This window comes from Streptomyces sp. CA-250714, from assembly GCF_050936705.1.
Taxonomy (GTDB): domain Bacteria; phylum Actinomycetota; class Actinomycetes; order Streptomycetales; family Streptomycetaceae; genus Streptomyces.
Window position 1 is genome coordinate 1,156,054 of the sequence record NZ_JBNJMI010000001.1, and the last position, 25,010, is coordinate 1,181,063.

Genomic DNA, 25,010 nt, shown 5'->3' on the forward strand with positions numbered 1-25,010 from the left:
ACGGGCAACGGGAGATGTGCCCGAACGGGACATCTCCCGGGCTCAGCTCCCGTTCCCGTACCGCACCAGCGCCCAGGCCAGACACCCGAACGCGGCCGTGTTGCAGACGGTACGGAGCAGGTTCCACCGGTTCCACGCGCCCTCGAAACGCTCGCGCAGCTCGGCCAGCCGCTCCGCGCTGTCCGGCAGACCGCCGGCGTCCAGCGCGTCGTTCAGCGGGACGTTGAACGCCATGGTGATCACCAGTACGGCGACGTACAGCACGGCCGCCGCCACGATCCACGGCACCGCACCCTTGCTGCCGCCACCCCACAGATGCAGCGCACCGGCGGCAACGATCAACAGCAGCGAACCGGCGAACAGCAGCAGGAACCAGCCGTTCAGGATGGCCGTGTTGATGCGCTGCATGCCCTCCACGAACGTCCTGTCCCCGGAGCGCCGCAGTCCTGGCATCACAGCAGCGGCGAAGCCGTAGTAGAGACCCGCGCTCAACCCGGTCAGCAGTACGGCGCCCATCAGCGACACCCCTTGCAGCACTCGCACACCCGTCCCCTCTCTGCCGTGCCCGCTCCACTCGGTCGGCGGGCCGTGCGTCCAGTCAACCGGGGACGGGGCCCGCGCCCCATGGTCGAGGCGCTCATCGGGATGTGCCGGCGTCGCACCCGCCACGCGTGGGATCAGTCGGTGAAAACCAGAAGATAACCGGCGCGCCGCTCAGGTTCGACAGTCGGATTTTGTCAAGGTCACTCTGCGTCATCTCGGGAGGCGGAGTCGTCCATGCCTGAATTTCCGGCACAGCGCACTGCACGATGCGGCAGCGAGTCTCGGGCGCTGACGACCGTCCTGCACCTCGCCCAGCCCGTCGAGGGTGGTGTGGCCAGCGTCGTCGCCGATCTCGCCGAGGCCCAGGTCGAAGCGGGACTGCAGGTCGTCGTGGCGTGCCCCGGGGGCGGCCGACTGCCGCACGCGGCGGCGACAGCGGGTGCCAGGACCGTACGGTGGTCCGCCGTCCGGGAGCCGGGCGCGGGCATCGCGGGCGAGGTGTACGGCGTACAGCGCCTGCTCCGTGCCGTACGTCCCGACCTGGTGCATGCGCACAGCGCGAAGGCGGGGCTCGCCGGGCGGCTGGCGCTGCGCGGCGCACTGCCCACCGTCTACCAGCCGCACGCCTGGTCCTTCGAGGCCGCCACAGGCCACACCGCGCGGCTGGCCCGGGCCTGGGAGCGATACGCGGCACGGTGGGCGGACCGGGTGCTGTGCGTGAGCGAGGCCGAACGGGCCATCGGCGCGGCGGCCGGAGTGCGCGCCCGATGGGCAGTGGTGCACAACGGGGTCGACACGGCGCGCTTCTCCGCACGCGGCGCACGGCAGGCGGGCGGGCCCACCACGCCGCTCACGGCGCGGCTCACAGCGCCGGGGGAGCTGCCGTCGTCACTGCCGGACCTCCCGCCGGCGCTGCGGGAGCTGCCGCCGTCGGCCGTGCTGGTGGCATGCGTCGGGCGGCTGTGTGAACAGAAAGGCCAGCGCACCCTGATGGCCGCCTGGCCGCGCGTGACGGCCCGGGTGCCGGACGCGCGCCTGGTGCTCGTCGGCGACGGCCCCGACCTGGAGGCGCTGCGCCGGATCGCTCCGCCCGGGGTGGTGTTCGCGGGCGCCAGTGACGCGGTGGCCGACTGGTATGCCGCCGCGGACCTGGTGGTGCTGCCGTCCCTGTGGGAGGGCATGGCACTGACCCCGCTGGAGGCGATGGCCTGCGGCTGCCCGGTGATCGTCAGCGATGTGGCCGGATCCCGCGAACTGCTGCCCCCCGGCCAGGAGACCAGCTGTCTGGTGCCGCCCGGCAGCCCGGATGCGCTCGCGGACGCCGTGGTACGGCTCGCGCTCGACCCCGAGCTGCGCGCCGAGTTGGCGGAGGCGGCCGTTGCACATGTACGGGCCCGCTTCGACGTGCGGAGCACGGCCGCCGCCGTGCTGGAGGTGTACCGGGAGGTGCTGCGGCAGCGGGGGACGACGGCGGCCGACCCGGTCGCTGAGGGGGCGGGTACGCGATGAGCGCGGACAGCCCCGGCAACGCCACAGGGCAGCAGAGCGCGTCCACCGGCCGGGCGCAGGCGGCTGCCCGGCGGGCCGCCCGCGCCGCCCCCGCCGCCCCCGTCGTACCCCGTCCGGTCTCCGGCGGGGGTTCCGGAGCACATGAGCCGACCGAGCACGACAGACAGCCGCCGGCCCCTCCGCCGCCCCCTTCGGTGCCGTCGGCACGTGGGCCGGTCCCGTCACCGCCCATGGCCACCGCCCGGCGCCACTGCGTGGCGGCCCTGCCGTTGGCCGCCGCCGATGTGGCAGCAACCGCGATCGCCGTACTGGCCTGCGCGGGCCCCAAGACGGCACCCCTGCTGCTGGCCCCAGCATGTGCGACGCTGTCCGCGCTGTGCGCGCGAGCCGGGCTCTACCGGCCGGGGATCGACCCGCAGGCGCTCGCCGAACTCCCCAAGCTCAGCAGGCGCGTTGTCATCGCCTGGTGCCTCGGGGTCACGGTGCTCGCGACTTGCGGACGCACCTGGGCGCTGAGCCTCAGCACCCTGCTGGCAGGTGTCGCCGGAAACGTGGCACTGGTGTGCACCGCCCGCGCCCTGGTGCACGGCGTGCGCCGCCACCGGGGGCGCCGCAGACCGCGCGCCGCACTGGTCGTGGGGCAGGACGAGACGGCGCGGGCGGTGACTGCCGCACTCGCGGAACGACCCCGGTACGGTCTGCGGCCCGTGGCGCTGGTGAAGCCCGACGGCGCAGCGGGCAGCTCCGACACGGACGGCACCTCGGACGCGAACCACGGAGCGGCGGGAAGCGACACCACCGGCCGGTCGGCAGTGCCCGTCGTCACCACACAGGAGGAAGTGGCGCGCGAGGTCGCCAGCGGAGCCGTCCAGGACGCCGTCTTCGTACGCCACCCCTGGGACGACCCGCACACCGCGGCGCTGGCCGGACTGCTGGGCGAGCGGGGAGTGACCGGCTGGCTGGTACGACCCGGCTGCGCGCTGGGCGCACACGGCGCACATGCCGCACCCGGCGTCCGCGGGTGTGCCGAGGCCCATCTGTGGGGGTTCTCCTGCCACCCTCTGGTGCTGGACTGCCCCCGGCCGCGCACCGGTCTGCGCAAGCGCCTGCTGGACCTCGCGCTGGCCGTCCCCGCGCTGCTGCTGGCGGCACCGGTAATGGCCGCCTGTGCGTTGGCGGTACGGGTACTGGACGGCCCGGATGTGCTGTTCCGGCAGGAGCGCGTCGGTCAGGACGGGCGCCCGTTCACGCTGCTGAAGTTCCGCACCGTACGGCCAACCGACGAGCACGAGGCGGCGACCCGGTGGACCGTCGAAGGCGACGCGCGCACCAGTCGCGTCGGCCGGCTGCTGCGGCGTACCTCGCTGGATGAGCTGCCGCAGCTGTGGAACGTACTGCGGGGCGATATGAGCCTGGTGGGGCCGCGGCCGGAACGCCCCTACTTCGTCCAGCAGTTCAGCCGACTGCACCCCGGCTACGCGCAGCGGCACCGCACCCCGGTCGGCATCACAGGGCTGGCGCAGATCCACGGGCTGCGCGGCGACACCTCCATCGCGGACCGGGCCAGGTTCGACAACCACTACATCGAGACATGGTCGCTGTGGCAGGACATCCGCATCATCTGCCGTACGGCGACCTCCTTCTTCCGTCCGGAGGGCCGGTGAGCGCGGCGGCCGGCAGCGCGGCACTGCCGGCGCGGACCGGCCGGGGACCGCTCGTGGGCCGGTTGCCGCGGGGCGGGCCGGTGGTACCGGTCGTGGCGACGGTGCTGCTGCTGTGCGCTCCGGCGGACCGGACGAGCCCGGGCGGCCACGGCGGTACGACCCTCGCGGACATGTGCTCGGGCGTGCTGGTGGTGTGGTGCGCGCTCAGGCTGCTGCGGGAGCGAAGTGCGGGGCGGCGTACGGCAGGCGGTGCGCCGCGCGCGCTGACACCGCTCGCCGCGGTGGTGCTCGGTGCACCAGCGGCGGCGTTCGCCGTGACGACCATCGCCTCGGCCGACCCTGCGGCGAGCCTGCCCGGTTTCGTGCGCTACCTCCAGCTCTTCGTCCTGGTGCCGGGCGCGGTGCTGCTGTCGCTGCGGGACGCGCGGGACGCCCGGCTGGTGTGCGCGGCGGTGGTGCTGCTGGCGCTGGTCCAGGGCGGGGTCGGCGTCGTACAGGCGCTCACCGGCACCGGCGCCTCCTACCAGGGCGACGACGTCCGCGCGGTGGGCACCTTCGGCGCACTGGACGTGATGGGCATGGCCACAGCCGTCTCGTACGGACTGGTGACGGCACTGGCCTGCGGCCTCAACCCGCCGCCGGGCGCGCCCAGATGGCTGCGCCCCTGCGCGCTGGGCTGCGCCACCGTACTCGTCGTACCGCTCGCCCTCTCCTACAGCCGGGGTGCCTGGATCGCGACGGCCGTGGCGTGTCTGCTGCTGCTCCTGCTGCGCGGGGTCCGTACGACGCTGTGTGTGCTCGCTGCGGCGACGGCCGTCGGTGTGGTGCTGGTGGGCGGCTTCGGGGTCGCCACGCGGGAGTTGGCCCAACGGGCCGGCAGCATCACCGAGGTCTCGAACGCGCCGGACCGCTCGGTGACGGACCGGTACGCCCTGTGGCGTGCGGCCGCCGGAATCTGGCGGCAGACGCCCGTCACCGGCGTGGGCCCCAAGGGCTTCCCCGAACACCGCGACGCACACGCCGCGTTGGAGCTCTCCTCCGGCAGTGACACGGCGGGCGCCGGAACGCCCTTCCAGCGGGAACCGCTGCTGTCGCCGCACAACATGTATCTGCTGGTGCTCAGCGAACAGGGCCTGGTGGGCACGGTGGCGCTCGTCGGCTCCTGGGGGGCGCTGCTGGTGTGCGCCCTGCGGCGGCTGCGCGACACCGGGCGCGGCGGTGCGGTCTCCCGCGCCGCCGACTGCGGCGCTGTTGCTGTCGGGCTGCTGGTGTGGCAGGGCGTGGATTTCCTGTACGGGGACATCGGCGGCCCCTCGACGGTGCTCACCGCATTGGTGCTGGGGCTGGCCACCTGGTGGGCGCTGTCACCGGTGGCGGACCCGGACACGGACCGGAGCCCCACCCGATGACCGGCCCCCGCCCGCACCCCGCCCCCGAGGCCCGGCAGACGGCCGGCGAGGAGTCGCCGCGGCTCGGGCGGTTTCTGGCGCGGGCCGCGGCGGTGACCGCGGGGCTCACCGCCGCGGGCTCGCTGTTCGGGTTGTTCCGGGATCAGGCCATCGCCACGCTGTTCGGCGCGGACGCCGACACGGACGCGTTCCTCGTCGCCTGGACCGTGCCGGAGCTGGCCGCCACCCTGCTGATCGAGGACGCCATGGCGCTGGTCCTGGTACCCGCCTTCAGCCTCGCGCTCTCCCGCCGGGCAGCCCGGGAGGCGGACGAGCAGACCCTGACGGATCGGACCGACCCCGTACGGGCGTTGGTCGCGGCGACCCTGACCCGGCTCTCGCTGGTGCTGGCCTGCGCCGCCGGGCTGCTGGCGCTGTGCGCGCCGTACGTCGTACGGCTGCTCGCGCCCGGTCTGCCAGACATCGGCACCGCGGTGGACTGTCTGCGGCTGACGGCGCTGACGGTGCTCACCTTCGGTCTTGCCGGGTACTTCAGTGCGGCGCTCCGTGCGCACCGGCACTTCGTGGCGCCTGCCGCGATCTACCTCGCCTACAACTGCGGTGTCATCGCGGTGATGTTCGCGGGACACGGCCTCCTGGGCGTACGGGCCGCGGCGCTGGGCGTCGCCGTGGGCGGGGCGCTGATGGTGCTCGTCCAACTGCCCGCGTTCCTGGCCAGGCTGCCCGACCGGCCGGGGCGAGCGGCGGGCCCGGCGGCGCACGCGGTACGGGAGCACGCGCGTACCGGTGCGCTCGTCGGCGTCAGGGTGCTGGCGCCGGTGGCCGCCTTCACGGTGAGCCGGCAGGCGCAGGTTTTCTTCGAACGCTTCATGGCCTCCTCGCTGCCCGCGGGTGCCATCTCGCACCTCAACTACGCGCAGAAGGTGGCCCAACTGCCGATGGTGCTGTCGCTGATGGTGTGCACCGTGACGTTCCCCGTCGTGGCGCGTGCCATGGCCGACGGCGACGCGGTGGCGGCCCGGCGGCGGGTGGAGCGCGATCTGACGCTGGCGGGCACCGTGGTGCTGCTGGGCGCCGCGTACGTCGTCGCCTGCGCTCCGCAGCTGGTCGGGCTGCTCTTCGAGCGCGGCGCCTTCGAGGCGCGGGACACGGCCGCGACCGCCGAGGTGATGCGGGTCTACAGCTGCGGACTGCTGGGGCACAGCATGGTCGGCGCACTGGTGCGCCCGTTCTTCTCCGGAAACCGTCCGCCCTGGTACCCGGCCGCCGCGATGGCCGCAGGACTGGCCGTGACGGTGGGCACCGGCGTGCCGGCTGCGGGCAGATGGGGCGTCCTGGGCATCGCCGGGGCCAACGCCCTGGGCATCACCCTCACCGCGGCGCTGCTGCTGCACGGGCTCGGCGCCCGGGTGGTGGCCATCGACGTGCGTCGGGTGGCGGGCGGGCTGCTGCGGCTGCTGGTGGCTGCCGGGGCCGCCGCCGTCGCGGGCTGGGCCGCCGCCGCGCTCTGCTCCGCACCCCTCACCGGGGCCGTCGTGGGCGGGACCGTCGTGCTCACCGGCTTCCTGGCCGTCGGGCTGCTGGTGGGAGCGCCGGAGCTGCCGCGCCTGTTCGCCGCCGTCGACCGGAGGATTCCGTATGCCCGCTGACGCCCGTGCCAGAACTCCCTGGCTGCTGATGTACCACTCGGTCGCCGAGGACGCCGAGGACCCGTACCGCATCACCGTCTCGCCCGCGCGGCTGGAGCGGCAGTTGCGCTGGCTGCGCGACCGGGGGCTGCGAGGGGTGGCTGTCGGACAGCTGCTGCGGGCCCGCGCGGCACGGCGGTGCGGCGGCCTGGTGGGGCTCACCTTCGACGACGGATACGCCGACTTCCTGACCGCCGCGCTGCCGCTGCTGCGCCGGTACGAGTGCACCGCGACCGCGTTCGTACTGCCGGGGCGGCTGGGCGGCGACAACGCCTGGGACGAACTCGGCCCGCGCAAGCCGCTGCTGGACGCCGACGGGATCCGGGCCGTTGCCGCGGCGGGCATGGAGGTCGGCTCGCACGGACTGGTGCACACCGACCTGACCACGGCCGACGACGCCACTCTGGAGCGCGAGACGGCGGACAGCCGCAGCCTGCTGACGGAGCTCACCGGGACGCCGCCGGCCGGGTTCTGCTATCCGTACGGGACGCTCGACAGCCGCACCGTCGCAGCAGTGCGCGCAGCCGGCTACACGTATGCGTGCGCCATCGATCCCGGCCCGCTCACCGGAATGCACGCACTGCCGCGCGCCCACATCGACGCCCGGGACACCTCCGTACGGCTGTATCTGAAGAAGGTGCTGCACCCGCTGCGCCGTGCACCGCTGCCAGCCGAAACCGTCTCCGCGGACGGGGGACGCGGATGAGGGTGCTGCACATCATCACGGGGCTGGGCGTCGGCGGCGCGGAGGAGCAACTGCGGCTGCTGCTACGCCACTTGCCCGCGCACGGTGTGCACGGCGAGGTCGTCACGCTCACCACGCCGGGCGCGGTCGGGGAGGGCATCCGTGCCGACGGCACCCGAGTGACCCACCTGGGTATGACGGGCAACCGCGATCTGTCCGCGCTGCCCCGGCTGGTGCGGCTGGTGCGCCGTGGCGGCTACGACCTGGTGCACACCCATCTGTACCGGGCCTGTGTGTACGGCAGGATCGCGGCCCGGCTGGCAGGTGTGCGCACAGTGGTGGCCACCGAACACTCGCTGGGCGCCGACACGCTGGAGGGCCGCCCCCTCTCCCCCGCGGTCCGCGCCCTCTACCTGGCCACCGAGCGGCTCGGCACCACCACCGTCGCCGTCTCCGGCACGGTCGCCGGGCGGCTGCGCCGCTGGGGCGTACCCGCGGCACGGCTGTGCACGGTGCCCAACGGCGTCGATGCCACCCGCTTCCGCTTCGACCCCTGCGTCCGCGCCGCTGTACGGCAGCAACTGGGCCTGGCACCGGGGGCGTTCGTGGTGGCCGGAGTCGGCCGGCTGGTGCCGGGCAAGCGTTTTGACGCGCTGCTGGACGCCGTCGCCGCACTGCCCGAGGCGCGGCTGCTGCTGGCCGGTGACGGCCCGGAGCGCCCCGCCCTGCACGCCCGTGCGGCGGCGCTGGGCATCGCGGACCGCGTACTGCTGCTGGGCGCGTGTTCGGGCGGACTCGGCGCGGCGCCGCCCGGCGGTCCGGCGCTGGACGTGCCCGGGGTGCTGGCCGCCGCGGACGTGTTCGTCTCGCCGTCCGCCGAGGAGTCCTTCGGGCTGGCGGCGGTCGAGGCGCTCGCCGCCGGGCTGCCCGTGCTGTATGCCGCCTGCCCGGCGATCGAGGATCTGCCGCCCGAACTGGCCCCGGGCGCCCGCCGATTCAACGCCGCACCGGGCGGGCTGGCCGACGCGCTGCGGGCTGCGCGGGCCGCCGGAGCGGCGCGGCTGCCGGTGCCCCCGGTGGTCCGCCACTACGACATCGCGCACTGCGCGGAGCGGCTGGCGCGGGTCTACCGCACGGCACTCGGCACCCGCACGGGCGGCGAGGCCGCACCCACCAGCGGGCGGCACGCCCCTCTCCCCGTGCCCTCCCCCTCCCCCATGACAGCCCCCTGACGACGAGGTGAGTTCCATGTCCAAGGCCGCACCGGGAAAGGCGGCACCGGCCTCCGAGAAAGCGGCGGAAGCGGCCGACCCCGACGCCGCGACAGCCCCCGCGGACACCGCGCCGACAGCGCGGCGACGGCGCAGGCCGGGCCGGGTGCCCGGGTGGTGGCCGCTGCCCGCGTGCGTGACGCTGGGCGTGCTGGGCGGGGCGGCGTACGCGACCGCCGCGGAGCCACGGTATGAGGCGACCAGCTATGTGCTCGTCTCCCCGCGTGCGCACACGGAGGCGGCATCGGCCCTCGGCTATGCGCAGGCGTACGGGAAGATCGCCACGGACGCCGTCGTGCTCGGCGCCGCGGAGGCCGGCTCCGGGCTGCCGCGCGGTGCGCTGCGGTCCCATGTACGTGCCGCCGCCTCACCAGACGCGCCGATGGTACGGATCACCGGCAGCGCGCCCCGGGCGGGCAAGGCGGCCGACTACGCCGACGCTGTTGCCCGCTCCCTCACCGGCACGGCGCGGAAGTCGGCCCGGAGCACCGGAGTCCGGCTGACCGTCGTCTCGCACGCGGTGCCGTCCACCGGGCCGGTCTCCCCCTCGCTGCCGATCGCCCTGTCGGTGGGCGCGAGCGCGGGCGGGCTGCTCGGCGGGCTGGCGCTGCTGGCCCGCCCGCAACGGTCCGGGCAGGCCGGCACCGCCACCGTGCCGGCGCCCACCGCCGGCGAGGACGACGCGGCAACGGCCGACGACACCGGTACGCCAGCCCGGCCCGCGGCGGAGCTGGAGGAGGCACGATGACGTCACCGCTGCCGCCACCCACCCGCCGCAGGCTGGCCGGGCCCGTGCTCTCACCATGGCGCGGCGGGCGGGGCGACGCCTCCGGGCAGCCGCCGGTCCGACTGACGGCGACCCTGTGCCGGGCCGAGGAGCAGTTCGCCGCGCTGGCCGGCGACTGGGACGGGCTGCGCGCCCGCAACCGGTCGGCGACCCCGTTCCAGAGCCATGCCTGGCTGTGGTCGTGGTGGCGGTCGTACGGGCGGCGCGGCAGGCTGCGCGTCGTTCTGGTCCGGGAGAACGGCCGCCTGGTCGCCGCCGCTCCGCTGATGCTCGTACACCGGCCGCTGCCCGCGCTCGTCACTCTGGGCGGCACCATCTCCGACTACCAGGACGTACTGCTGGACGACAGCTGTCCGCGAGCGGCCGGGGCGCTGGCGCGCGCCCTCTACGTGGCCACCCGCAGCGCCGTTCTCGATCTGCGCGAGGTGCGCCCCGGCGGCGCCGCGGAGCGGCTGTACGCGGCCTGGCCGGGCGTCAGCAGATGTCTGGCCGACTCGTCCTGCCTGGAGCTGCCCGGCATCCCGATGGAGGAGATGCTGCGCCGGCTGGCACCGGCCGGCGCCAAACGCACCCGCCGCAAGCTGCGCCGTATCGACGAGCTGGGCATCGAGTTCCACGACGTGGCAGGAGAGCGGGTGCCCGACGCGGTGCGCACCATGTTGCGGCTGCACGAGCGGCAGTGGCGCGGCAGGGGTGTCACGCCCGAGCATCTGCGGTCCCGGTTCGGTGCGCATCTGGTGCGCGCCACCGAGGCGTTGGTGGCCACCGGGGACGCCGCGGTGACCGAGTACCGGATCGGCGGCCGGATCGTCGCCTGCGATGTCGCCTTCACCTCGCCGGATCTGGTGTGCGGCTATCTGTACGGGGCCGACCCGCGGCTGCGCGAGCAGCGGGTGGACATCGCGACCATGCTGCTGCGGCACGACGCCCACTTCGCGTCCACCACCGGCCGCGGCACGCTGAGCCTGCTGCGCGGCACCGAGCCGTACAAGCTGCGATGGCGGCCGGTGACCGCCGTCAACCGGCGCTATCTGCTGGCCCGTCGGGAGCTGTCACCCGCGATGGAGTTGCTCGCCGCGCAGGTGGCCGCCCGCATGCGGGCGGCCAGTGTGGTTCGGACTCTGCGGGGGCGCCGGTGACGGCGGTACAGCAGCCGGGCCGGGCTCGGGGTGTTCCGGTAAGGGGGTGCCCCTGTTCGTCGACTGCGGGCTGCGGGTCAGTTGTGGCTGGGCGCGCAGTTCCCCGCGCCCCTTCGGGGCGCAACCCCGCAAGATCCGCGGGGCAAGTCCTAACCCGCCAGGGGGCGCAGCCAGTCGAGGCGGACGCAGTAGTCGCCGATGCCGAAGCACCGCTCCCACCACGGCTGCGGTTCGGCGGACAGCGCCATTCTGTACGTCGCCGAGGAGGCCACGTTCCCGCGGCACTGCCACACCCCGTGCGGGCAGTAGTCGCTGATCGTCTGGTAGAGCGGCTTGTGCCGGTGCATCCAGGCGAGCATCCGGCGGACGTACTCCGCGTTGTCGCCGTTGCGGAACAGCCCCCACTCCGGGTACGAGACGGGCTTGCGGTGCCGGGCCGCGAAATCGACGTGCGCCGCCAGTCCGTACGGTTCGCGCACCTGCTCCTCGAAGGGCATGCCCTCGGGCTGGTCGTAGGCGTCCATGCCGAGCACGTCGACCACGTCGTCGCCCGGGTAGCAGCGGGTCCAGGGCACCGCGTCCCGGCCGCGGCTTGGTGCGAAGTCGAACCGGAACCGCTGGCCCGGCACGGCGCGCATGGTGGCCACGATCCGGCGCCAGTACGCCTTCCAGGCCGCCGGGTCGGGACCGCAGCGGTGCGTGTAGGTGGTGCCGTTCATCTCCCAGCCCAGTACCAGGACGGTGTCCGCGAGGTGCTGCCGTACCAGCCGCCCGGCCAGCGTGCGGTAGTGGCCGTCGAAGTGTCCGCCCGCTCCCTTGCGCAGCAGTGCGCGCACCCGCGCGTCGGACAGCCCGGCCTCGTTGTGGTCCGCCATCGGCACGTTCAGCACCAGCAGCCGCTCGTCCTCCTCACGCCGCCAGCGCGCCCACGGCTCCAGGAAGCCGGGCCGTCCCTCGATGTCGGTCCACAGACGGCCGGGCAGGTAGGTGTGCCCGGCGCGCAGCCGGGTGCCGCCCAGCCAGCGCTCCATACCCCGGATCCGGCGCACCCCCTCGGGACCGGAGCCGAGGAACGCCCCCACGCGGGGCTCGGCGGCGGAGGCCGGAGCGGCGGCACCGGCGGAGGCCGGAGCGGAGGGACCGGCGGAGGCCGTGGCGCCGGACAGCACGGGCGGGGCAGCGGCAGCGGACGCCGGCGGAGTACGGGCGGTGCGCTCGCCCGGTGCGGAGCCGGGGCCCTGCAGGGCGCTGGGCAGCACGGTGCAGGAGGCCAGCAGCCCGGCGGTGAGGGCGCCGCCGCACAGGAGCGCCCCGATCCGCTCGCGTCTGTGGCTCCGCATGGCTCCTCCTGGCCGCCCTCGGGCAGTTGCCCGCCCGCGAGCCGTTGTCCGCCACCCGTGGCCCTTGGCCGCTCCCGGGCGTTGTCCGGTCATCCGCAGGTACGGATTGCCGATGATCCGTCAGCGGAATTGTCGCCCCGCACACCCGCCCCACGTCTGAAGGACATGCCCCCCATGCCGTCGTTCGCCACGGACGTTCCCGCGCTGCTGCTGCGCCTCGATCCGAACCCGTACCACCACGGCACCCTGGGCGCCGCCCGGTCGCTGGGGCGTGCGGGGCTCGAGGTGCACGCCCTGCTCGGCTCCACGGGCGGCCCCGTGACCAGGACCCGTTTTCTGCACCGGGTGCACACCCCACCGCACACAGCTGCACGCCTGGGCGGGTCAGGCGGGTGCGGGGCACTGCCCGACGCGGAACTGGAGCGCCTGCTGCTCGATGTCTCCGACACGGTCGGCAGGCCCGCCGTGCTCGTTCCGCTGGACGACCACGGGGCGATCGCCACGGCGCGGCTGGCGCCCCGGCTCGCCGGGCGCTATCTGCTGCCCGCTGTCGAGCCGGGGCTGCCCGCCCGGCTGGCGGACAAGGCCGAGCTGGCCGCCGTGTGCGCACGCGCCGGGATCGCGCACCCCACCACCGTGCTGCCCGGCAGCGCCCGTGAGGCGGTCCGCGAGGCGGTCGCGCTGGGCCTGCCGGTGGTGGCCAAGTGGAGCCGCCCCTGGCTGCTGCCGCCCGGTCTGCGCAGCGTCGTACTCGTCCGGACGGAGGCGGAAGCGGCGCGCCTGTTCCAACGGTCCGAAGAGGCAGGAAGCGCCCTGCTGTTGCAGCGCCGGCTGCCGGACGCGCCGGGAGCCGACTGGTTCTTCCACGGATACGCGGCCGAGGGCGGCCGGTGTCTGCTCGGCGGTGCCGGGCGCAAGGAGCGCTCGTGGCCGCCGCACACGGGACTGACGGCCGTCGGCAGCTGGCTGCCCAACCCGTCCGTCGAACAGGCGGCGGCCCGGCTGACGGCGGCGTTGGACTACCGCGGCATCCTCGACCTCGACTTCCGGCGCGACCCGGCGACGGGCGTCCACCATCTGGTGGATTTCAACCCGCGGCCCGGCGCACAGTTCCGGCTCTTCACCGACGGCGCGGGGCTGGACGTGGTCCGGGCCCAGCATCTGCATCTGACAGGGCGCGCCATGCCCCGGGCAGCTGTCGGCCGGAGGCGGGGGGAGTCGCGCGGCGGCCCCGGCCGGGTCTTCGTCGTGGAGAACTACGCGCTGCTCGCCACGCTGCTGGGCCCGCCTCCGCCGGGACCGGAAGGCGCGGCCATGGCGCGCGGGCCGGTGGAGCGTGCCTGGTTCGCCGTCGACGATCCCGTGCCCTTCGCCGCGATGGCCGGGGGGTGGGTGGGGCGCTGTCTCGGCAAGGGCCTGCGCGCCATATGTCTCCGCGCAGCCGCACGACAGACCAAGCCCTCACCGCACACAGAGAGAAGGAACCCATGTACGACCTCGTAGTGGTGGGCGCCGGCCCCTACGGACTGTCCATCGCCTCGCACGCCGCCACGGCGGGGCTGCGCCTGCGGGTGCTCGGCAGACCGATGGCTTCCTGGCGGGACCACATGCCGCGCGGCATGCTCCTCAAGTCCGAGCCGGGCGCCTCAGCCCTCTCCGACCCGGACGGTGCCCACACCCTCACCGCCTACTGTGCCGACCGGGGTATCGAGGTGGGGCACGGCCGTCCGCTGCCGCTGGACACCTTCATCGAGTACGGCACCTGGTTCGGCCGGCATGCGGCGCCGCCCGTCGAGGAGATGGCCGTCACGCGTGTCGCCCCGCATCCCTCGGGTTTCCGGATCAGGACGGCGCAGGGCGAGCAGCTCACGACGCGGGCCGTGGCGCTGGCCATCGGCTTCATGCCGTTCGCGCACCGGCCCGACGTACTGCGCGGACTCCCCGCCGATCTGGTCTCGCACAGCACCCACCACCGCGATCTGAGCCGGTTCCGGGGCCGCCACGTCACGGTGGTCGGCGCCGGGCAGGCCGCGCTGGAGACCGCGGCACTGCTCGCGGAGGCCGGCGCCGAGCCCCAGGTGGTGGCCCGCGCGCCCCGTATCAACTGGAACGCGCCGCCACAGCCGCTGGAGCGCGGCCGGCTCACCGCGCTGCGTGACCCGCACAGCGCGCTGGGCACCGGCTGGCCGACGTGGGTGTGGTCCCGGCAGCCCGGCGCGGTACGGCGGCTGCCCGCGCCCGTACGACTGCACATCGCCCGGCACGCCCTCGGCCCGGCGGGCGCCTGGTGGTTGCGGGAGCGGTTCGAGCCGGACGTACCGGTGCTGCTGGGGCACACCATCACGGCAGCGGACCGTACGACCGGCATCGGCAGCGTCGGTGGCGGGCCGGGCAAACGGCTGCGGCTGTGGCTGAGGGCGACGGACGGTACGGCGCGGACGCTGGAGACCGACCATGTGGTCGCCGCCACCGGTTTCGTCCCCGACCTGTTCCGGCTCGGGCTGCTGGACTCCACGCTGCGGGAGACCCTGCGCCGGGTCGGCAACAGCGGTGCGCCGTGGCTGACGCAGGACTTCGAGTCCTCGCACCCGGGGCTGTTCTTCGCGGGGCTGCTGACGGCACCGTCCTTCGGCCCCGCGATGCGCTTCGTACACGGGGCCACATTCACGGCACCTCGCTTGGTCGCGGGCGTCTGCCGCCATGTGGCCGCACGGCGCCCCGCGGAGGCCGTCGGCGCGGCGCCCACCGCGCGGGTGGCGGTGCCGCGGTCCGGCACCGCGGAGCCCGTCGCGGGGGACGCCGAAGTGGAAGGCCGCGAGGTGAGGGCCGCTCGATGACACGGTGTGGCCAGGGGCTGCCCCTGCCCGGCGCTTGCAGACTGCGGAAGCGTTGTGGCTTGTCGCGCAGTTCCCCGCGCCCCTTACGGGGCGCGTCCGCGTCCCCCTGCTGCGCTTGGGAGGTCTGCGCCTGAGGCGCAGGGCTGGCAAGCGCAGCCCCCCTTGCCGGGCAAGCGTCAGGTGAGCAGCGCCGTCAGTTCCGTCACGCCGGCGGGAGCCCTCAGCAGTGTGCCCTCATCGGTGTGACGGGACGTCACATCGGCTCCCTCCGGAGCATCCGCACGGGCGCCAACGAGCAGCAGGTGCCACGGTCCGGGCGCCCCGGTGGCCTCGGCGGTGATCCGCTGCCCGTGCCGCCGGGTGCGGAAGACAGCGTCGGCGGCGCGGGGACGCGGCACCCGCGTGGTCACCGTGGCCCCGTCAGCAAGACGGTAGGCCCGCAGCGTGACCCCGTGCGCCCAGTCATAGTCGGCGCACCCGTCCCGCTCCCCGTACGGCAGCACCGCGCCACCGCGCACCAGCAGCGGCAGGCTGTCGAAGCCGTGCTGTTCGCGGCGCCAGCCGGGGCCGGATATCCGTTCGCCGGACAGCAGATGGGTCCATTCGCCGTCCGGTACGTAGTACTCGACGGTGCCGTCGGTGGTGAAGACCGGTGCCACCAGCAGGTCGTCGCCGAGCATGTACTGCCGGTCGAGGGTGTGGCAGGCGGGGTCGTCGGGGAACTCCAGCAGCATGGCGCGCATCACGGGGGTGCCGTGCTCGGCGGCCTGCTGCGCCGCGCGGTAGAGGTAGGGCATCAGCCGGTGCTTGAGTTTGGTGAACTCGCGGGTGACGGTGACGGCTTCCTCGTCGTAGGCCCACGGCACCCGGTAGGACGTACTGCCGTGCAGCCTGCTGTGCGAGCTGAGCAGCCCGAACTGGACCCAGCGTTTGAACAGTTCGGGAGCGGGGTCGCCCTCGAAGCCGCCGATGTCGTGGCTCCAGAAGCCGAATCCGGACAGTCCGAGGGAGAGCCCGCCGCGCAGCGACTCGGCCATGGCACCGAACGTCGACTCGCAGTCGCCGCCCCAGTGGACGGGGTACTGCTGGCCGCCGGCGGTCGCGGAGCGGGCGAAGAGCACGGCGTCGCCCGCACCGCGCTCCTCGGTGAGGGTCTCGAAGACGGTGCGGTTGTACAGCTGGGTGTAGTAGTTGTGCATCCGCTCGGGGTCGGAGCCGTCGTGCCAGACGACATCGGTGGGCACCCGCTCGCCGAAGTCCGTCTTGAAGCAGTCGACGCCCTGCCCGAGCAGCCCGCGCAGCTTGTCCGCGTACCATGCGCGCGCCCCGGGGTGGGTGAAGTCGACCAGGCCCATGCCCGCCTGCCACAGATCCCACTGCCATACGCTGCCGTCCGGCCGCCGTACGAGGTAGCCGAGTCGGGCGGCCTCGTCGAACAGGGGGGACTTCTGGGCGATGTACGGGTTGATCCATACGCAGATCCGCAGGCCGTGCTCCTCCTTGAGCCGCCGCAGCATGCCCTCCGGGTCGGGGAAGACCTCCGGGTCCCAGGCGAAGTCGCACCACTGGTAGGCGCGCATCCAGAAGCAGTCGAAGTGGAAGACGCCCAGCGGGATGTCGCGTTCGGCCATGCCGCGTACGAAGCCGCGCACGGTCTCCTCGTCGTAGGAGGTGGTGAAGGACGTGGAGAGCCACAGTCCGAACGACCAGGCCGGGGGCAGTGCGGGGCGGCCGGTGAGCGCGGTGTAGCGGTCGAGGATCTCCTTGGGGCCGGGTCCGTGGATGACGTAGTACTCCAGCGTCTGGCCCTCGACGCTGAACTGCACCTGGCCGACGGCCTCGGAGCCGACCTCGTAGGACACCTTGCCGGGGTGGTTGACGAAGACGCCGTAGCCGCGGTTGGTGAGGTGGAACGGGACGTTCTTGTACGCCTGTTCGCTGGCGGTGCCGCCGTCCGCCTGCCAGATGTCGACGCTCTGCCCGTTGCGGACGAACGGGGTGAAGCGCTCGCCGAGCCCGTACACCAGCTCACCGACACCGAGGGAGAGCTGCGCGAGGGAGTGGTGGGCGCCGTCGGGGGCCGTTGTGGCGTAGCCGGTGCCGCGTGCCTCGACGGAGGTGAGGGTGCGGCCGTCGGCGGTGAACTCCAGCCGGTACGGCGCTGCTGTGTCGACCCGCAACGACAGGCTGCCGCCGGCCAGTTCGAGCAGGGTGCCATCCCGGGTGACCTTGCCCGCCGCGGCGTCGTTCTGGCCGGAGCCCAGCGCGAAGTGCGGGCCGCGGTCCAGGGTGCCGGCGTGGTGGGTGGCGCGGACGCCGATCACGCCCTCGGCGGGTGAGAAGCACTCGACGGTCAGCAGTGGCCCGTTGAGGGTGTCGCCCCGGTGCCGGACGTGCCGTACGGGGGCGTAGAGGGTGAAGCGGTCGTCGTGGACGCGGGTGTCGGCGATCTCGGTGGCGTACGACGCCTGGACGCCGTCGCGCATCAGCCAGTAGCCGTCGGTGAACTTCATCGGGCGGCCTGCTCTCCGGTGTGCTGTGCGGTGGATATGTGGTGCCGGGTGCGGTCGTGGTGGTGGGCGGCGATCAGGTCGCGGTACCAGTGGTAGCTGTCCTTGGGGATGCGTTGCTGGGTCGGGTAGTCGACGCGGATCAGGCCGAAGCGCCGGCCGTAGCCGCGCGCCCATTCGAAGTTGTCCAGCAGCGACCACACGTAGTAGCCGCGAACGTCGACGCCGGCGCGGATCGCGTCGGCCACGGCAGTCAGGTGGTCGCGCAGATAGTCGATGCGGTCGGTGTCGTGCACCCGCCCGTCGGGGGAGACGGTGTCGGCCTCGGCGGAGCCGTTCTCGGTGATCAGCAGCGGCGGCAACGCCGGGTAGCGCGCCGTCAGGTCCGTCAGCAGGTCGGTGAAGGTGGGCGGGTCGACGGGCCAGCCCATGGTGGTGTGCCGGACGTCGTCGCGGGCGCACTCGGCGACCCGGATGTCGGTGGCCGTACGGGTCACCGGGTCCGGGTCACGGTGGGGCGCGGCGGTGAGGGTGATCGGGCGGTAGTAGTTGATGCCGAGGAAGTCCAGCGGGGCGCCGATCAGCTCCAGGCCGCCCTCCTCGCGCCAGGAGCCGTCGGCCATCGGCCCCCAGGCCTCTGCCTCACCACGCGGATAGCGCCCGGCGAACAGCGGGTCGAGCCAGGTCTCGTTGTGCAGTGTCTCGGCCCGCCGTACGGCCTCGCGGTCGGCCACCGAGTCGGTGGCGGGCAGCAGCCGGTCGGGGTTGAGGGTGATGCCGACCTCGGCCACACCTGCCGCGCGCAGGGCGCGGACGGCGAGGCCGTGCCCGACCAGCAGCTGGTGCGCGGCGGCGAGGGCTCCGCGCCCCTCCCGGGCGCCGGGTGCGTGCCGGCCGGTGGCGTAGCCCAGAAAGGCGGCGCAGAACGGCTCGTTGAGGGTGATCCAGCGGGGAATCCGGTCGCCGAGCCGGGCGGCGACCAGAGCCGCGTACTCGGCGAAGCGCTGCGCCGTCTCCCGCACCCGCCAGCCGCCCCGGTCCTCCAACGCCTGTGGCAGGTCCCAGTGGTAGAGCGTGGCGGCGGGACTGATGCCCGCGGCGAGCAGTTCGTCGGTCAGCCGGTCGTAGAAGTCGAGGCCGCGCTGGTTGGCGGGCCCGGTGCCGGTGGGCTGGACGCGCGGCCAGGCGATGGAGAAGCGGTAGCTGTCCACGCCCAGCTCCTTCAGGAGTGCGACGTCCTCGCGGTAGCGGTGGTAGTGGTCGCAGGCCACGTCACCGGTGGCGCCGCCCTCGATCCGCCCGGGCTCGCGGCAGTAGGTGTCCCAGATGGAGGGGCCGCGCCCGTCCTCGTCGTGGGCTCCCTCGATCTGGTAGGCGGCGGTGGCGGCCCCGAAGACGAAGTCCGCTGGAAGCGCGGGGAAGGCGTCGCTCATTTGACCGACCCGCCCGTGATCCCGGCGGCGATGTACTTCTGTGCGACGACCAGCAGGACCGCCGCGGGCACGGCGGACAGCACGGCGGTGGCCATGACGGCACCCCAGTCGCTGACGTGGGCGCCGACGAACTGGTAGATGCCGAGCGTGACCGGCTTGACGTCGTCGGTGGTGTTGAGGGTGAGGGCGAACATGAAGTCCGACCAGGCGAACAGGAAGGTGAACAGCCCCGCTGTGATGAGTGCGTTGCGGCTCATCGGCAGCACCACGCGGACGAACGCGGTGAACCGGTTCGCACCGTCCACCAGTGCCGCCTCCACCACCTCGCCGGGGATGGAGACCATGAAGGCGCGCAACAGCACGATGGAGAACGGCAGCCCGAGCGAGGCGTCGGCCAGGATCAACCCCAGGTAGGAGTTGACCAGCCGGAGTTCCGCGTAGGCGCTGTAGAGGGCGTTGGCGATGACGATGCCCGGCACCATCTGGGTGATGAGCGTGGTGAAGACGACGGCACGGCCGCCGCGCAGCGAGAACTGCGCGAGCCCGTAGGCGGCGGGCGCCGCCAGCGCCAGGCAGACCGCGACGGCGCCCAGCGCCACCACGAGGCTGGTGAGCAGGGAGCCGCCCTGGCTGTCCAGCGCCGCACGGAAGCTGTCGAGCCCCGGCGAGGTGGGGAACCAGTCCACCGCGATGCCGGAGGACGGCTGGAGCGCGGTGACCAGCATCCAGTAGACGGGGAAGAGCAGCACGGCGAGGATCAGCAGCGCGGCCGCGGTGTTCCAGGCACCGCGCACCCGGCGAGCGGTGCCAGGGCCGGTGGTGCGGGCGGGGTTCGGGGGCATGGTGCTCACTTCCCGTTGCCGAAGTCGGCGCGGTTGGCACGCAGGTAGAGCACCGCGAAGACCGCGCTGATCAGGATGAGGACATTGCCGACGACGGCGCCCTGGCCGAAGTCGAGGCGCAGGAACGACATCTGGTAGGTGACGGTGCCCAGGGTCTGGGTGGCGTCGGCGGGGCCGCCCGAGGTGAGGGCGAGGATCAGATCGAGGATCTTCACGGTGGACATGAAGCCCAGGACGAGCACGACGGTGATCACGGGCCGCAGCATCGGCAACGTGACGGAGCGGAAGACCCGCCACGGCCCGGCGCCGTCCAGCGAGGCCGCCTCGTACAGATCCCGCGGGATCTCCTGGAGGCCGCCGTAGAGGATGACCATGTTGAACGGGATGCCGATCCAGATGTTGACCAGCACCGCCGCCAGCAGCGCCACATCGGGGCTGGTCAGCCAGGGCACGCCGCCGTCCGTCAGACCCAGCGTCCGCAGGGCCGCGTTGAGGACGCCGTGCTCCTGGTCGAGGATGCGCCGCCACACCACGGCCGCCACCACCATCGGCACCAGCCACGGCAGCAGCAGTACGGCCCGTATGAAGCGGGAGAGGCGGAAGCGGCGGGAGAAGAAGACGGCCAGCGCCAGCCCGAGGGTGAACTGGCCCAGCAGTGAGCCCACCGTGAACAGCGCCGTGTGCCACAGCGCGTCGGTGAACAGCGGATCGGAGAAGACGGCCCGCCAGTTGTCGAGGCCGTTGAAGGGTGCCTCGCCGGTGAAGTACGTCGTGGGCGTGTAGTGCTGGAAGCTCATCAGCACGTTGCGCACCAGCGGGTAGCCGAAGAAGGCGGTCATGTAGAGCAGCGCGGGCGCGATGAAGAGCCAGCGCAGCAGTGCGGTACGACGTCCGCCGGTCCGGCCGCGGGCGACCGCTCCGGAGCCACCTGCGGCCGGTGCGGAGACGGACGGAGCTGTGACAGTGCTCATGCTGGGCTCCTCACTCCCCCGCCGTCGCCTGCCGCTGAGCACGGCGCAGGGCCGCCTCCGGGCTGCTGCCGCCGGTGAGTACGGACTGGAAGGCGCCGGCGAGCGCGTCGCTCACCGCGGGCCAGCGGGTGCCGACCTGCGCGGTGCGGGAACGCGCCGTGGTCACCAGGTCGGCGAACGGGGCGAGCTTCGGGTTCTGTTTCGCGTACGTACGCGCTGCGGCGGCGCGGGTGGGGACGTTGTTGACGGCCTCGCCCCAGTCGAGCTGGTTGCCCGGGGTGTTGAGGCAGTTGAGGATCTTGGCGGCGTTCTTCTCGCGCTCGCTGTCGTCGCTCTTGGGGACCGTCATCACGGTGCCGCCGACCGGCGTTACGGCCTTGCCACCCGCCTCGGGGACCGGGAACCTGGCGACGGCCCAGTCCACCTTGTGCTGCGCGTCCAGCACCGGCACCTGCCAAGGGCCGTTGATCATCATGGCGGCGCGGCCCGCGATGAACTGGTCGTTGACGTCCTGCTGGTTCCAGTTGACGACGGCCTTGGAGACGGACTTGTCCGCCACCATGTCCTTCCACAGCCGCAGCGCCGCCTGCCCCTTGCCGCTGTCCAGCCGCGCCTCGTCACCGCCCGCCGACCAGAAGAACGGCAGGAACTGGTAGACACCGTCGGCGTTCGGGCTGGCACTGAAGGCGAGCCCGTAGGTGCCGCGCCCGGAGAGTTTCTTCGCCACCCTCCGCAGCTCGTCCCATGTCCGGGGCACCGCCACGCCCGCCTTCTTCAGCAGCTTCGGGTTGTAGTACAGCGCCAGGGAGTTCACGGAGCGCGCGATGCCGTAGCGGGTGCCCTCGTAGGAACCGAGGGAGACACCGCTGCGCGACAGCCCGGAGGTGCGCACCCCGAGATCCCGCAGTTCGCGCAGCCCTCCCGTCTGCGCGAACTGCGGCAGCTCGGACCCGTCGAGTTCAAGGATGTCGGGCAGCGAGTGCGAGGACGCCATCCGCAGCGCCTTGGAGGACACCTGATCGGCAGGCACGCTGTTCTGCTCCACACGCAGCCCGAACTTCTTCCCACAGCGATCGAAGAACTTCTGGTTCTTGGTGTGCTCGGCCGTATCGGTGGCCGAGTTGAGCACGGTGACGGTCCCGGGCTCGGGCGTAGCAGCACACCCGGTGAGCCCGAGAGCGACCGTCACCCCCGCCGTCAACGCGGCGAGTACGGGGCGCATTTGCATGGGGACACATCTCCATTTCGGTACGGGTCGCGCCCCGAAGGGGCGCGGGGCTGTGTTCATGTGCGGCTCCGCCGCGTGGGCGCGACCAGCCACGAACACACCCGCAGCTAGAAACAACCGGCTCCACCCCGAGCTCAGCGCAGCGAAAAGGCACTCATCCGCATCGCATCCGAGAAGACGAGGTACACGTCCTGCCGACCATGCGCACCCCGCAACCGCGCGCTGACGCTCTCGTACGCGTACCGATCACCCGTACTCGGCACCGAAGCGGTACCCACCACAGGCCCCCGCGGCGAGCGGACCCGCACAGTCAACGTCCCGCCACCCTTGCCCTCCCGCGCCACCCGCGCGGTGAACTTCCGCGCGCCGGCCCCCAGCTCGACATCGCGGAACACCACCCACGCGCCATCCGCGACAGCGCCAACGGCCTCGCCCCATGCCTTGCTCTCGTCCACCAGCCGAACACCGCGGTAGTCATCAAAATCGGCAGCCCGCGTGGTCCGCGACAGATCACGCGGCGGAATCTCCTCGCCGCGCACCCGCAATGTCGTACGCCCACGGATATCGCCGCAGGATGCCCCCACCCGCAGTTCGACCTCCCCGCTCTCCACGACCTCGCGGCCCCGGGTGACGTCCCAGTGGGCGAAATCAGCGGCGCGCAGCGTCAACCGCACAGTGGTGGAACGACCGGCCTTCACCCGGACACGTTCGAAGCCACGCAACTGCTGCAACGGCTGCTTGTCGCGGGAGCCGCGGCGGCGGACGTAGAGCTGGACGACCTCGTCGCCGTCACGGCGTCCGGTGTTGGTGACCCGCACTGAGACGGTCACGGTGCCATCAGGCCCCAACGTGCGGGAGGAGAGCCGTGGTTCGCCGTAGCGGAACGTGGTGTAGGACAGGCCGTGCCCGAAGGGGTAGAGGACATCGCCGCTGAAGTAGAGATAGGTGCGGTCGGCCTTGATGATGTCGTATTCGAGGAGATCGGGCAGGTCGTCCGCGGAGCGGTACCAGGTCTGGGTGAGCCGTCCGGCCGGGTTGTGGTCGCCGAACAGTACGTCGGCGAGTGCGTTTCCGGTCTCCTGGCCCGCGTGGGTGGTCCAGACGAGGGCCGGTATGTGCGCCTGCTCCCAGGTGATCGTCTCCGGGTAGCTGGTCTCCAGTACGACGACTGTGCGCGGGTTGGCCCGGTGGACGGCCTTGACCAGGGCTGCCTGCCCCTCGGCGAGCGCCATGTCCGTACGGTCGTGGTCCTCGCGGCCGTTGATGGCGGGCATGGTGCCGACCACGACGACAGCCACGTCGGCAGCGCGCGCGTCCGCCACGGCCTCGGCCACGCCGTCGCGTACGGTCTCCACCTCGTACCTGGTGGCGTCCTTCTCGGCGACCAGCGCGAGGGTGCCGTCGTCGCCCGCCTTGAGGTACTTCTTGTCGCCGAACCAGTCCGTGAGGGTGTCGTATCCGGCGTAGCGCACCAGCCAGCTGCCATCACCGTGCTTCTCCAGCGTGAACTGCTGCTGTACGAACCAGCCGCCGGGCTGTTCCTGGTCGTTGCGGAAGACCTTGCCGTCGTAGCCGACGTACTTGCCGTTGGCGGCGCTGCGCAGGGTGACGATGCCCTGGCCCCAGTCGAAGACGTCGAACTGCGCGGTGCTGCCAGCGCCTGTGCCGCCGCCCCGCTCGGTGAGCACTGCACCGTCGGCGTCGCTGCCGGCGGTGACATACGCGCCCGTGGCGGCGTTCTTCAAGGCGATCCGGTCGACGCCCTCGCCTCCGGTGACCTTTCCGGCCGAGCCGAGCCGCTTCTTGATGCCCTCGCGTGGGGTGACTTCGTACGGCAGGGAGCCGGAATACCAGTCGGTGTAGAGCGTGTCGGCGAGCGGGCCGACGACGGCCACCTTCTTCAGTCTCTTGCCGTCCAGCGGAAGCAGCGGGCGGTCGCCCTCCAGCGGGGCGTTCTTCAGCAGTACGACCGCCTCCCGCGCCGTCTCGCGGGCGAGTGCGCGGTGTTCGGGGCTGTCCACGACCGACTTGCTGATCTTCCCGTACGGTCCGCCGTCGGGGTCGAACTCGCCGAGCCGGCAGCGGATGCCGAGGATGTGCCGAACGGCGGTGTCGATGTCGGATTCGCTGATCAGCCCCTTCTCCATGGCTGTGGTGAGGGCCTTGACGGTCTTGCTGGAGTCCTCACTGTCGGAGGTGAAGCTGTCGATGCCCGCCTTGAGCGCCGCCGCGTCCGCTTCCGCGAGGGTGGGGTAGTAGTCCTGCCCTCCGGTGAGGTTGTTGGGCGCGTCCGCGTCGGTGACGTTGAACAGATCCTTGTCCGCCCACTTCCGTACGGCGTCGTCGAGGTCCGGGTTGACGGTGGCCGGGCGCCCGTTGACGAGGTTGTAGGAGGTCATCACGCCGGTGACGGCGTCGGCGGTCAGCGCGGGCTTGAACGCCGCCTCGTAGTACTCGTGGCGGACCCGCGGGGGCAGCATCGAGTCGGAGGTGGAGCGGTTCCGCTCGGTGTTGTTGGCGAGGTAGTGCTTGATGGTGGGAGCCGTCTTCAGATAGCGCGGGTGCTCGCCCTGGAGACCGGTGCCGTAGGCGACGGAGATGAGGCCCGTCAGATACGGGTCCTCGGAGTAGCCCTCCTCGTTGCGGCCCCACCGCGGGTCGCGCAGCAGATTCACCACCGGCGCCCACAGGTTGAGGCCCCAGCCCTTGGGCCGCTCGTGCTGGAAGCCGCGTGCCTCGTCGCCGACGGCCGCACCGACGCGCTTGATCAGCGCGGGGTTCCAGGTGCTGGCCAGACCGAGCGCCTGCGGGAAGACGGTGGCCTTGCCGAGCCAGGCGAGGCCGTGCAGAGCCTCGGCGCCGGTGCGGAAGGCGCGAATGCCGAGCCGAGGGATGGCGGGCTGGTACTGGTGCAGCAGGGAAATCTTCTCGCCGCGGGTCAGCCTGCCCAGCAGATCCTCGACCCGGTCGGCGAAGGGCAGTTCGGGGTCCTGGAAGGGGTGGCCGGTGCGGGCGGCGGCCCGGCCGGTCCGCGGGGAGGCGCCGGCGGGCGCGGCCACCGCCTGTCCCGTACCGGCCACCAGCAGCGGGGCGGCGACTCCGAGGGCGAGGACGTTGCGTCTGGGGGTGCCCTGTTCCTGCACGGGGCTCTCCT

Annotated in this window: 18 protein-coding genes; 10 read left to right on the plus strand and 8 right to left on the minus strand. The window is 72.9% G+C overall.

The genetic code is table 11. The features are described 5' to 3' along the window. Positions 1-42 precede the first annotated feature (42 nt). Positions 43-543, minus strand: coding sequence for a DUF1772 domain-containing protein (locus ACQEU8_RS05250; RefSeq protein WP_433097299.1), 501 nt, complete (start codon positions 541-543; stop codon positions 43-45). A 234-nt stretch (positions 544-777) separates the two neighbouring features. Here ACQEU8_RS05250 and ACQEU8_RS05255 point away from each other — a divergent pair, with 234 nt between their 5' ends. Genes ACQEU8_RS05255 through ACQEU8_RS05290 form a run of 8 tightly spaced genes read left to right on the plus strand, consistent with a single transcriptional unit; the run spans position 778 to position 10,695 of the window. Beyond that, positions 778-2,052: a glycosyltransferase gene (locus tag ACQEU8_RS05255; RefSeq protein WP_433097301.1), complete on the plus strand. Its 1,275-nt coding sequence runs from the start codon at positions 778-780 to the stop codon at positions 2,050-2,052. Continuing rightward, entirely contained in the window at positions 2,049-3,716 is a 1,668-nt protein-coding gene (locus tag ACQEU8_RS05260; RefSeq protein WP_433097303.1) for an exopolysaccharide biosynthesis polyprenyl glycosylphosphotransferase, read from the plus strand. The genes ACQEU8_RS05255 and ACQEU8_RS05260 overlap by 4 nt, the downstream gene beginning before the upstream one ends. Further along, positions 3,713-5,125, plus strand: a complete 1,413-nt coding sequence (locus ACQEU8_RS05265; RefSeq protein WP_433097305.1) for an O-antigen ligase family protein — start codon at positions 3,713-3,715, stop codon at positions 5,123-5,125. The genes ACQEU8_RS05260 and ACQEU8_RS05265 overlap by 4 nt, the downstream gene beginning before the upstream one ends. After that, entirely contained in the window at positions 5,122-6,774 is a 1,653-nt protein-coding gene (locus ACQEU8_RS05270; protein ID WP_433097307.1) for a lipid II flippase MurJ, read from the plus strand. Before ACQEU8_RS05265 ends, ACQEU8_RS05270 begins: the two co-directional genes overlap by 4 nt. Continuing rightward, positions 6,764-7,519, plus strand: a complete 756-nt coding sequence (locus ACQEU8_RS05275) for a polysaccharide deacetylase family protein (RefSeq protein ID WP_433097309.1) — start codon at positions 6,764-6,766, stop codon at positions 7,517-7,519. The genes ACQEU8_RS05270 and ACQEU8_RS05275 overlap by 11 nt, the downstream gene beginning before the upstream one ends. Next, positions 7,516-8,730 (plus strand): glycosyltransferase, encoded by a 1,215-nt coding sequence (locus tag ACQEU8_RS05280; RefSeq protein WP_433097311.1) that lies wholly within the window; start codon positions 7,516-7,518, stop codon positions 8,728-8,730. The genes ACQEU8_RS05275 and ACQEU8_RS05280 overlap by 4 nt, the downstream gene beginning before the upstream one ends. 16 nt (positions 8,731-8,746) lie before the next feature. After that, positions 8,747-9,517, plus strand: coding sequence for a hypothetical protein (locus ACQEU8_RS05285; RefSeq protein ID WP_433097313.1), 771 nt, complete (start codon positions 8,747-8,749; stop codon positions 9,515-9,517). Continuing rightward, positions 9,514-10,695, plus strand: coding sequence for a GNAT family N-acetyltransferase (locus ACQEU8_RS05290; protein WP_433097315.1), 1,182 nt, complete (start codon positions 9,514-9,516; stop codon positions 10,693-10,695). The genes ACQEU8_RS05285 and ACQEU8_RS05290 overlap by 4 nt, the downstream gene beginning before the upstream one ends. A gap of 149 nt (positions 10,696-10,844) precedes the next feature. Here the strand turns inward: ACQEU8_RS05290 and ACQEU8_RS05295 are convergent, their stop codons facing one another. Then, a complete protein-coding gene (locus tag ACQEU8_RS05295; RefSeq protein ID WP_433097317.1) occupies positions 10,845-12,035 on the minus strand; it encodes a glycoside hydrolase family 26 protein in 1,191 nt (396 codons plus the stop codon). Positions 12,036-12,209: 174 nt separating this feature from the next. Between ACQEU8_RS05295 and ACQEU8_RS05300 the strand changes: the two genes are divergently transcribed. Both ACQEU8_RS05300 and ACQEU8_RS05305 read left to right on the plus strand, forming a co-directional pair. Beyond that, the gene (locus ACQEU8_RS05300; RefSeq protein WP_433097319.1) at positions 12,210-13,538 is read left to right on the plus strand and encodes an ATP-grasp domain-containing protein; all 1,329 of its coding nucleotides are present in this window, start codon (positions 12,210-12,212) and stop codon (positions 13,536-13,538) included. Beyond that, the gene (locus ACQEU8_RS05305) at positions 13,523-14,872 is read left to right on the plus strand and encodes an NAD(P)-binding domain-containing protein (protein ID WP_433097321.1); all 1,350 of its coding nucleotides are present in this window, start codon (positions 13,523-13,525) and stop codon (positions 14,870-14,872) included. Before ACQEU8_RS05300 ends, ACQEU8_RS05305 begins: the two co-directional genes overlap by 16 nt. Positions 14,873-15,048: 176 nt before the next feature. Here the strand turns inward: ACQEU8_RS05305 and yicI are convergent, their stop codons facing one another. The 6 genes from yicI to ACQEU8_RS05335 all read right to left on the minus strand — a co-directional run bounded on the left by yicI (position 15,049) and on the right by ACQEU8_RS05335 (position 24,999). Next, entirely contained in the window at positions 15,049-17,385 is a 2,337-nt protein-coding gene (gene yicI / locus ACQEU8_RS05310) for an alpha-xylosidase (protein WP_433097323.1), read from the minus strand. Beyond that, positions 17,382-18,815, minus strand: coding sequence for a GH1 family beta-glucosidase (locus ACQEU8_RS05315; protein ID WP_433097325.1), 1,434 nt, complete (start codon positions 18,813-18,815; stop codon positions 17,382-17,384). Before ACQEU8_RS05315 ends, yicI begins: the two co-directional genes overlap by 4 nt. Further along, complete coding sequence (locus ACQEU8_RS05320) at positions 18,812-19,657, minus strand: carbohydrate ABC transporter permease (RefSeq protein ID WP_433097327.1); 846 nt, start codon at positions 19,655-19,657, stop codon at positions 18,812-18,814. The genes ACQEU8_RS05315 and ACQEU8_RS05320 overlap by 4 nt, the downstream gene beginning before the upstream one ends. 5 nt (positions 19,658-19,662) lie before the next feature. Continuing rightward, the gene (locus ACQEU8_RS05325; protein WP_433097329.1) at positions 19,663-20,628 is read right to left on the minus strand and encodes a carbohydrate ABC transporter permease; all 966 of its coding nucleotides are present in this window, start codon (positions 20,626-20,628) and stop codon (positions 19,663-19,665) included. Positions 20,629-20,638: 10 nt separating this feature from the next. Next, positions 20,639-21,856: a sugar ABC transporter substrate-binding protein gene (locus ACQEU8_RS05330; RefSeq protein WP_433097331.1), complete on the minus strand. Its 1,218-nt coding sequence runs from the start codon at positions 21,854-21,856 to the stop codon at positions 20,639-20,641. A 134-nt stretch (positions 21,857-21,990) separates the two neighbouring features. Then, entirely contained in the window at positions 21,991-24,999 is a 3,009-nt protein-coding gene (locus tag ACQEU8_RS05335) for a glycoside hydrolase family 3 C-terminal domain-containing protein (RefSeq protein WP_433097333.1), read from the minus strand. Positions 25,000-25,010: the final 11 nt, after the last annotated feature.